4 protein-coding genes and 6 pseudogenes are annotated in these 9,042 nt (G+C 62.6%); 6 read left to right on the top strand and 4 right to left on the bottom strand.

The annotated features are described in order from the left end of the window. Positions 1 to 117: 117 nt before the first annotated feature. Both ASJ79_RS12110 and ASJ79_RS12100 read left to right on the top strand, forming a co-directional pair. Positions 118 to 1,020: pseudogene (locus ASJ79_RS12110) on the top strand (phosphodiester glycosidase family protein); the annotation flags it as partial. Positions 1,021 to 1,710: 690 nt separating this feature from the next. Then, positions 1,711 to 2,882: pseudogene (locus ASJ79_RS12100) on the top strand (IS3 family transposase); the annotation flags it as partial. A gap of 35 nt (positions 2,883 to 2,917) precedes the next feature. Here the strand turns inward: ASJ79_RS12100 and ASJ79_RS12095 are convergent. Both ASJ79_RS12095 and ASJ79_RS12090 read right to left on the bottom strand, forming a co-directional pair. After that, positions 2,918 to 3,538 (bottom strand): annotated as a pseudogene (locus tag ASJ79_RS12095) (MFS transporter); the annotation flags it as partial. Positions 3,539 to 3,567: 29 nt separating this feature from the next. After that, positions 3,568 to 4,281: pseudogene (locus ASJ79_RS12090) on the bottom strand (IS3 family transposase); the annotation flags it as partial. A 136-nt stretch (positions 4,282 to 4,417) separates the two neighbouring features. Here ASJ79_RS12090 and ASJ79_RS12085 point away from each other — a divergent pair. Together ASJ79_RS12085 and ASJ79_RS12080 are read left to right on the top strand one after the other, a co-directional pair. Further along, positions 4,418 to 4,645 (top strand): annotated as a pseudogene (locus tag ASJ79_RS12085) (transposase); the annotation flags it as partial. 354 nt (positions 4,646 to 4,999) lie between these two features. Then, positions 5,000 to 5,562: pseudogene (locus ASJ79_RS12080) on the top strand (ATP-binding protein); the annotation flags it as partial. On the opposite strand, the gene ASJ79_RS30930 reads toward ASJ79_RS12080, so the two are convergent. Next, positions 5,545 to 6,447 carry a LysR family transcriptional regulator gene (locus ASJ79_RS30930; RefSeq protein ID WP_082753801.1) on the bottom strand — a complete coding sequence of 301 codons (903 nt, stop codon included), beginning with the start codon at positions 6,445 to 6,447 and terminating at the stop codon, positions 5,545 to 5,547. The pseudogene ASJ79_RS12080 and the gene ASJ79_RS30930 overlap by 18 nt on opposite strands. A 100-nt stretch (positions 6,448 to 6,547) precedes the next feature. On the opposite strand from ASJ79_RS30930, the gene ASJ79_RS12075 reads away from it, so the two are divergent. Further along, positions 6,548 to 7,594 (top strand): putative sulfate exporter family transporter, encoded by a 1,047-nt coding sequence (locus tag ASJ79_RS12075; protein ID WP_156448396.1) that lies wholly within the window; start codon positions 6,548 to 6,550, stop codon positions 7,592 to 7,594. Positions 7,595 to 7,959: 365 nt separating this feature from the next. After that, on the top strand, positions 7,960 to 8,721 hold the full coding sequence (locus ASJ79_RS30925) for an IclR family transcriptional regulator (RefSeq protein ID WP_082753800.1): 762 nt from the start codon (positions 7,960 to 7,962) through the stop codon (positions 8,719 to 8,721). 99 nt (positions 8,722 to 8,820) lie between these two features. On the opposite strand, the gene ASJ79_RS34850 is transcribed toward ASJ79_RS30925, so the two are convergent. Beyond that, positions 8,821 to 9,012 carry an SDR family oxidoreductase gene (locus ASJ79_RS34850; protein ID WP_082753799.1) on the bottom strand — a complete coding sequence of 64 codons (192 nt, stop codon included), beginning with the start codon at positions 9,010 to 9,012 and terminating at the stop codon, positions 8,821 to 8,823. Positions 9,013 to 9,042: the final 30 nt, after the last annotated feature.

Below are 9,042 nucleotides of genomic sequence, written 5' to 3'. Positions count from 1 at the left end.
GGTGACCGCATCGAGCAGCCGCCCGTCACGCAGCCGCGCGGTCACCGCGGGCCGCACCCGGCGCAGCGGATCGGCGTTGCGGTGCACCAGGTCCGGGGACGGCACCGGCAGCACATCGGCTTCCCGGCACCGATGCTCAACGCCGCGGGCAACTGGTACGAGTCGAACAACGGCGGCCGGCTGATGATCATCAAGGACGCCTCCCAGCGGCTGGCGCCGCGCCTGCTCGCCGATTCGCACACCGGTTATCAGGCCCGCTGCGAACGCGATCCGCGGGCCCGCACCGGCGAAGGGCTGTGGCAGGCGTCGGAGATCTACACCCCGATCGAGGCCTGGTATGCGCTCGGCCGGCCGACCATCGCGATCAACGCGAACTTCTTCGACGTCCGCGGACAGCAGGGCGGCTCGTGGAAGACCACGGGGTGCAGCTCGCCGCTGGGCGCATACGTGGACAACACGCGGGGTCTGGGCCGGACCAACGCCGCGGTGACCGGCACGCTGCCCTATGCCGGCAAGCAGGGGCTCTCCGGCGGCGACGAGCGCTGGATGGCACTGTCGACGATGATCCTGCCGGTCAAGGGCGCGCCGTTCGTCGTTCCGCCGCGCGACGACGCCGACTTCGACGCCGCCACACCGGTGGTGACCGGTCTGCTCGACAAGGGCACCCGGTTCGTCGCGGTCGCGGGCATCGGGCTGCTGGCCCCCGGCGACACCGGCCAGCTCAACGATCCGGGCCCGAGCGCGGCGCGGACCGCGATCGCCTACGTCCGGGACCGCGACGAGATGTACGTCTTCCAGGGCGGCAGCTACACCCCGGACCAGATCCAGGACCTGTTCCGCGGGCTGGGCAGCGACACCGCGGTGCTGCTCGACGGCGGCGGGTCCTCGGCGATCGTGCTGCGCCGCGACACCGGCGGCATGTGGGCCGGTGCCGGTTCACCCCGGGGCTCGTGCGACACCATGGCGGTGCTGTGCGATTCGCGGGAACGGGCCCAGCCGGCGTGGCTGGCGTTCAACTGACGCTGCGGGCGGCCGCCCGGGTCTGTGCGGCGAGGTTTTCCAACAACTCCGCGTTTGCGGTCCGGTCTCTCCTCAACGGTTCTCTACCAAGTGCTTCGACGAAAGGCATGCACGGACCCAGCGGGGTGATAACCCGTCACAGCATCACAACGCAAACACGCTTCCGCCGTGGCGATTCCAGCGTCATCGCCTAGAAGCGAATTTTCTGCGGTCCAGAACGAAATTGGTCACGAGCGTCTGGTACTGACGCCTCGCGATCGGCTCGCACAGCACCAAGGCAGAGAGGTCAAAGGCTACGAGTGGCATTCGGCGGGGCTGAAACGACCCCTGACGTCTTGCGGCCTCGCCGGCGTCACCATCACTCAGAGCAGCCTAGGCACCCGCAGGATCTGCAACGATATCAGCGGCGACTCGGGCGAGTTCAAACCCGTTCAAGTACCCACTGCGGCCCCAAGCCGCCTTAGCTAGCGCCACCCCCTCGCAATCGTAGGGGAGGGGCGCCTCAAGGTAATCGCTCACAACGACTACGATTACATCCGAGATGTCCTGATGTCGATTTAGATTTGACGTCGCACCGCCGAAGCATCAACAGCTGGGCGATAGTGAGGTTGACCCCGGTTGGTGGACACCTGACTGGTGGGACTGCTGGTCCTGCGGGAAGGATGTCCGTGTGTCGGGCAAGCGTAGAAGTACACCCCGGAGTTTCGGGAGCAGGCCGCCCGCCTGGTGATCGAGACGGGTCGTCCGATCGCTCATGTGGCCGCTGAGATCGGTGTCGGTGAGCAGTTGCTGGGTCGCTGGGTGCGGCAGGCTCGGGAGGCCGCCGCCGGCGGCGAGGATAATGGCGCGGTGCTTGACGCTGATGAGCGTGCCGAGTTGGAGCGGCTACGCAAGGAAAACGCCGAATTGCGTTTGGATCGGCAGTTCTTGAAAAAAGCCGCGGCCTTCTTCGCCTCAGAACAGAACCAGTAGAGGCCTACTGTCTGATCGAAGCGGAGAAGGCCAACTACGCGATCACCCGGATGTGTGAGTTGCTGGAGGTCTCTCGTTCGGGGTTTTACAAATGGCGCACAACCCAAGCCGCAGGACCCTCGCCGGCGGCCCGGCGGCGTGCCGAGCTCGATGCCAAGGTCGCGGCGTTCCATAAGGCCTCTGATGGCGTGTACGGGGCGCCGCGGATTCTGGCTGATCTGCGCGATGGCGGCGAGACGGTGTCACGCAAAACGGTGGCGGCTTCGCTGCGCCGCCAGGGTCTGGCCGGGATCAGCCCGCGGTCGTTTGCCCCGGCGACCACGGTCGTCGATTTGGACGCCACGATCCCGAAGGACCTGGTCAACCGTTGCTTCGATGCCGGGCGCCTCGATGTGGTGTGGACTTCCGATATCACCTATCTGCGCACCGGTGAAGGCTGGCTGTATCTGTGTGCCGTGCGTGATGGGCACTCCCGACGGGTGATCGGCTGGGCGATCGATGAGCACCTGCACACCGACCTGGTCGAAGCTGCCGTGGCGATGGCGGTGACAATGCGCGGAGCGCTCGCCGAGCAGGTGGTCTTGCACGCTGACCGCGGCTGCCAGTACACCTCAGCACAGCTGGCCCGGTTCGCCCGCAAGCACGATCTGCGTCGCTCGATGGGCCGCACCGGTGTGCGCTGGGAGAACGCTGCTGCTGAATCCTTCTGGGCCACTCTGAAAGTCGAGTTCTATGACCGCTACTTGTGGCCCACTAAGGCCGCCGCTAAGCTCGCCGTCGGCGACTGGATCGAACGCGTATACAACCGTCGTCGGCGCCACTCAGCGATCGGCATGACAACCCCGGTCGACTACGAGAACCGGATCACTCAGACGGCACAAGCCGCCTGACCCTGTGTCCACCAAACGGGGTCAATCCCAATAGATCACACTCCGGGCATTGATTTGGCGTTTTTCGTGCCCAGGTCTTTCGTGGGAATTTTGTATGTTTCAGGTCCGGTTATCACAGCCACCGCCGAAATGATGGTGCAGATCAGGCACATCCACGCGACCGGAAGCCAGTTCGTTGGATTCCCCATCGTTAGCGCTCGAGCGATGGCAGGGGTGAAGCCCGTGACGAGGAGTCCGAGCATTAGGCTGACAGCCATTCCGGAGTACCGAACGCTGGCGGGAAATTGCTCTGGGAAGTAGGCCGGGTACAGGCCATTCGGCATTGCGTAGAAAAAGCCGATCATCACAACTCCTGCCACGAACACCAGTGGAGCGTCGCCGGTACTGATTGCCCCGAAGTAGAGGAACATCATGGCGCCCGTGCCGATGGCCCCTGCAAGGAAAAATGGCTTCCTGCCGAAGCGATCCGCGAGGATACCGAAGAGGGGCTGTGTCACCGCGGAGGCGAACATCGCCGATGCGATCGCCCACAGCATTGTTGTCCGCTCGAAGCCGACATCGACCGCGAAGGCCAAGGCAAACACCGTTACGATCGTGCTTACCATCACGAATGTCGTGCTGAGCATGACGCGAATCACCGTAGGCCAGTAGTTTCGTGAGGGGGACCCAATTGATGGTCCAGTCGCTATGCGGCTTGGGGTTGGTGGGTCGAGGTCCACTGTAGGGCGAACTCGGCAGGGCTGAGCCCGCGGTGGGCCGAATGCGGTCGGTTGGCGTTGTAGTCGGTCCTCCAGTCCTCGATGATCACTCGTGCTTCCAGCAGCGAGTCGAAGCGCCACGAGTTGAGCAGCTCGTCGCGCAAGCGCCCGTTGAACGACTCGACCCAGGCGTTCTGCCAGGGTGATCCGGGATCGATGAACAGTGAGCCGGTGCCGTTGAACCTGCACCAGTCGTTGACCGCGTGGGCGATGAACTCGGGCCCGTTGTCGAAGCGCACGTAGGACGGTGCCCCGTGTTGGCCGGCCAACTGGTCGAGGACGTCGACGACGCCGTCGGCGTTGATGGCCCGGTCAACGTGGATCGCCAGAGCCTCGCGGGTGAACTCGTCGATCACGTTGAGCATCTTCAAAGTGCGCCCGTCGGCGGTGGTGTCGAACTGAAAGTCCATCGCCCAGATCACGTTCGGCCGGATCGGCGACATTGCCCCGACCGCGGTCCCAATGCCGGTCAGCCGTTTCTTCCTGCGACGCTGAGGCACTCGTAGCCCTTCGTCTCGCCACAGGCGGCGGACGCGCTTGTTGTTGACCGCCCAGCCGGACTTGCGGGCCATCACGGCGGCTCGTCGCCAGCCCCAGCGGGGCCGGTCGATGGAGAACGTGCGCAGCCAGGCCCGCAGCTCGGGGTTGCGTCCAGCACAGTGGTGTACGAGTCGGACCTGATCAGCGGTACCGGCGTGTCGTAGCCGAGTGATTGAAGGTCATCACGTGATTCTTCGAGAGACCGACCAAAGTCACTCGAGCAAAGGAATCGACGCGATGACCGCTGCCCACAATATCGACCTGCCCACCGTGCTGGCCGAACGACTCACCACCTGCCACCCCGACGTGCTGCGCGAGCTGCTCGCCACCTTCATCCACACTCTGATGGGCGCTGAGGCCGACGCCCTGTGCGGTGCCGGATACGGCGAGCGCAGCACCGAGCGCACCAACTCCCGCAACGGCTACCGGCACCGCCAATTCGACACCCGCGCAGGGTCGTTGGAGTAACATACGCCATTTTCAATGCGAAGCCCGCCCACCACCCCGGCCCGGCAGGTCTGCGTGTGGGCCTCGAAGGCAACGCGCCTGCATTGGCCGTGACCGGGATGGCGCGAGGTCTGCACGGCAGCTTGTGACCAGGTCGCCGCGATCGCCTCCGGGAACCCGGTCAGCCCCGTCGCAGCACACGATGAGCCCCGTCGAGGTGTAGACCGCGGGAAGGGTACTACCAATTTAAACATTCGCCGTCACAAGGTCCGAGTTTCGCAGCCTCGCGACATAGAGAACCCGGTCATCTGTTAGCACCCCTAGATTCACGGTCTCACCAGTCAGCTCAGCCAAATTCTTTAGCGGTCGTTCGCTGACCTCGAAGCAGCCACCGCTGAGGGGCTGTTGCTGACCGTGGCGTTGGCGCGGCTGCTGAACGTCGAAGTGCAGGCCAGCACCGCCCCGCCGGCTGCCGGCCGGCTGCGGTTCGCCAGCCTGCCCAACCCGGCCACACTGGCCGATTTCGACGTCGGTGCCGCCGCCGGGATCGACCGCAAACTCATCGACGAACTGGTCACCTGCCGCTACCTGGAATCGGCGACCAGCATCCTGCTCGTCGCGCCTCCGGGCAGGCAAGACGCACCTGTCGGTCGGATTAGCAAGGGCTGCAGCCCATGCTGGCTACCACACGTACTTCAATACCGCCGCTGACCTGGCGGCCCGCTGCCCCGTGTCGCAATCGAGGGACGCTGGGCCACTACCATGCGGTTTTACGCCGGCCGACCCTGCTGGTGATCGATGAACTGGGGTACCTTCCACTGCCTGCCGAGGCCGCCTCAGCACTGTTTCAGGTTGTCTCTCACCGATATTTGAAGACCGGCATCGCGTTCTTCCGCCGCGATCTCACAACAACATCGTCAGCTGGATGTGGAGCGTTGAATCATCCGAACCAGGGAGGCCGGGGGGCCTTCGAGCTTTCGCGGTGAGCGCCACACCGCTCGCAGATCGCGCGTCAAATCTATTCCCTCGACTTGAACGCGTTGCAGCTGCCCCGAACGCAGTTGTTCGGCGACGGCCAGGTTGCTCATCACCGCCGGACCCACGCCATCGAGCACGCTAGCTCTGATTGCCGCCGCGCTTCCCAACTCTAATAGCGGTTCAGCACAATCGAACTCCCGCAGGGCAAGATCGAGCGTGGTCCGTGTTCCGGATCCTCGCTCACGAACTAAAAGTGACGTGGACGCTAGATCGGTTGCTGTCAATGCTCTCCGGCGGCGAGTCCACGGGTGGGAAGGATGCACCACAACAATCAGTTCATCCTTGGCTATCACGACGCTGTGCAAACCGCGTGGGACTAAGGGTGTTTCGATGAATCCTATGTCGCACTTGCTTGTTGACACCAAATCGAAAATCAGAGACGAGTTGTGTGCCTGCAAGTGGATCGACATCTCCGGGTGTTCACCCCGAAACTCCATGAGCCACCGCGGCATCAAGTGCTCAGCCACGGTAATGCTGGCACCGACCGTCAGCCGTACCGGCGCGTCTGCGCGTAGGCCCTCCGCAACTTTGACCAGACCCTCGGCCTCGGACAAGACTCGCCTAGCCCAGTGTGCGATTACTGTCCCGTGCGCGGTCAGCACCGAGCCGCTGGGGCGCCTATCGATCAGACGCACGCCCAGCCGACGCTCCAATCGCTGGAGTGATCGACTCGCGTTGGGTTGCGCGAGCCGGGCCCGTCGGCTTGCCGCGCCGACACTGCCGTGGACTTCCACTCCTACAAGCAATTCCAATGCCGCCAGATCCAGGTTCGCGTAACCCATACCCAATTATGAACTACTTCATAAGACATGCGCATTTGATATGGCGCGTTGTGAATTTGACCGCTAGCCGGTGTGCCGCGACGCGAGGATGGTGGCATTCATGAGCGATGGTGCCAGCGGGATCAGAGCTAACGCAGACGTAGACGACAACACCTTCAAGCGAACCGTCTCACACGCGGTTCCGCTCCTTCCAGGACTCGCAGTCGGTGCCGCCGCAACCGCGGTTGCCCTCGTAATCAACGGAGCGTTGCCGACTGTCAGTCCATTGTTGATCGCGATCCTATTGGGAGCGGTCTTCGCGAATGTGATGAGAATCCCCGAATGGATGGTGCCAGGACTGCAGTTCTCCGCCAAAAAGCCTTTACGGATCGGAATCGCCCTGCTCGGGTTGCAATTGGTGCTCGGCGACATTCTAACCTTGGGCCCAGGCGTAGCCGTCATGGTTGTCGCTGTCGTGCTGCTGGGCAGTGTAGGTACGGTATTCGTGGGGAAGGTGATGGGTGTACCACGGACCCAGCGAATCCTCATCGCCTGCGGCTTCTCGATTTGTGGTGCTGCGGCGGTTGCTGCAGCAGATGGCGTCATCGAAGCGAAGAAGGAGGAGGTTCTAACCGCTACCGCACTCGTCGTGCTTTTTGGCACACTGATGATCCCAATCATCCCGCTGCTCGCGCACGGGATCGGAATGGCGGATCGCGACGCGGGCTTGTGGGCGGGCGGTTCCATCCACGAAGTCGCACAGGTGGTTGCAGCCGGTGAGGCGATCGGCGCCGGAGCGCTCGCGGTTGCCGTCGTAGTGAAGCTCGCACGAGTGCTCCTGCTGGCTCCCGTGATTGCCGTCCTCAGTGTGCTCGAACGCCGTCGAGTCGCCGAAGGCGTTAGTCGCCGGCCGCCACTGGTCCCACTATTCGTGATGGCGTTCTTGGCGTTTGTGGTTATCCGCTCCACTGGTGCTATTCCATCCAGCTTTCTGAATAGCGCGCAGGTGGTGCAGACCATGCTGCTGACTATCGCGATGTTCGCTCTTGGCGCGGGAGTGCGACTTTCGACGATACGCGAAGTTGGAGTTCGGCCCGTTGGACTGGCTCTCGCCTCCACGGTATGGGTGGCGGCGATCGCGCTGACTGCAGTCCTGATTGTTGCATAGCATCGACTCGGCGATACCGCCTCAGAGCCCTTCCGAACGATTGTGCGGTTCCAGCGCCAAGCTCTGCAGCTAGCCCTGGGAATTGGACAATCGCAGTCAACACGCCGTGGTTTCGAGATGGAGTGCGACGATACTGCAACCCGAAGCAGTAGCGACCTTGCTAGTGCCAACGCCATCGAGAAAGTTACGACCTTGCAAATCGAGTTCATTTACCGGCAGCAAATTGATCACCCGACCGCCCGCCATCCCAGATCCGGCGGAGTTTGCGCGCCTAAGTACTACCGACCCACTCGCGGACAGCCTAGGATTCGATCCAGGGCCGGAGGCACTGACATGGAACCGAAAACGAAAAGAATCACTGTAGGGTGAGCGCAGAGACTAAGGGCGCGAAGTCGGTGGAAGCGCTGAAGCGGATCGTAGCCATACTGGACTGCTTCAGCCCAGCAACTCCGCGACTGCGCGCTATAGATATCCATCGAGCGACAGGATTACCTACGTCCACGGTAGGTCGCACGCTGCGGAACCTCGTCGACGAGAATGTTCTTGAGCGGCATGGGGATGAGTACAACATTGGGCTGAGGGTGGCGAAGTGGCGGGCAGCCGCTGGTGTCGGCTCCGATCTCGTGTCCAATGCTCGACCTCGCATCGAGTCGCTTCGCGACCGCACCAATGAGACTTGTGACGTCTACGTGCGCAGCGGAATGATGCGCATCTTGGTCCTGCAAGCACAGTCCACACACTCCCTTCTGTACCGCGCCCACGAAGGACAAGCTTTGCCGTTGAGTTCTGGTGCATCCGGAAAGGTTTTCATGGCCTACGACGCGAGCATTCGACAGCAAGTAGTCGCGGAAGGCTTGCCTCAATTCTCACCGAAATCCATCACTGACCTCGATCAGCTTGATCGAGAATTAGAGACTGTGCGTTCTCGCGGATGGTCGTACGCAGAAGAGGAATATGCACTAGGACTCAACGCCGTTGCAGCACCGATACTTGGCGCCAACGGAGAGATCGTCGGTGTAGTTGCCATCGGCATACCGTCGGTTCGGTTCCCGCGCGAGCGGTCCAAAGAGCTGGGAGAGCTCACAGCTGAATGCGCAGAAAGTATTTCACAGCGGCTAGCCAACTAGTCCCCGCTGACACTCCAACGCGATTCGTGCGTCCATGCTGTCGCGTGATAACAGAGGGGTTAGAGAATTACTCAGCTGCGACTGCGCCTCAGGTTGGAGTCATATCGACAGACCGCCGTCGACTGTGATCAAGGCACCCGTCACGTATCCGGCTGATTCCGATGCAAGGAAACTGACGGCAACCGCCACTTCGCTGAGTTGAGTCCCGCATAGTGGTGTAGCGCGGTTGCTGGGTTCGTCATCGTGTCGGTGATGGACGTAAAGCGGCCACCGCGTGATCCTTCGAGTCAACCTTCCACAGAATCCTCGAGGAGCATCACG

The sequence above is a fragment of the Mycobacterium sp. NAZ190054 genome (assembly GCF_001545925.1).
Classification (GTDB): Bacteria; Actinomycetota; Actinomycetes; order Mycobacteriales; family Mycobacteriaceae; genus Mycobacterium.
This window is presented reverse-complemented; position numbering and strand designations above follow the sequence as displayed.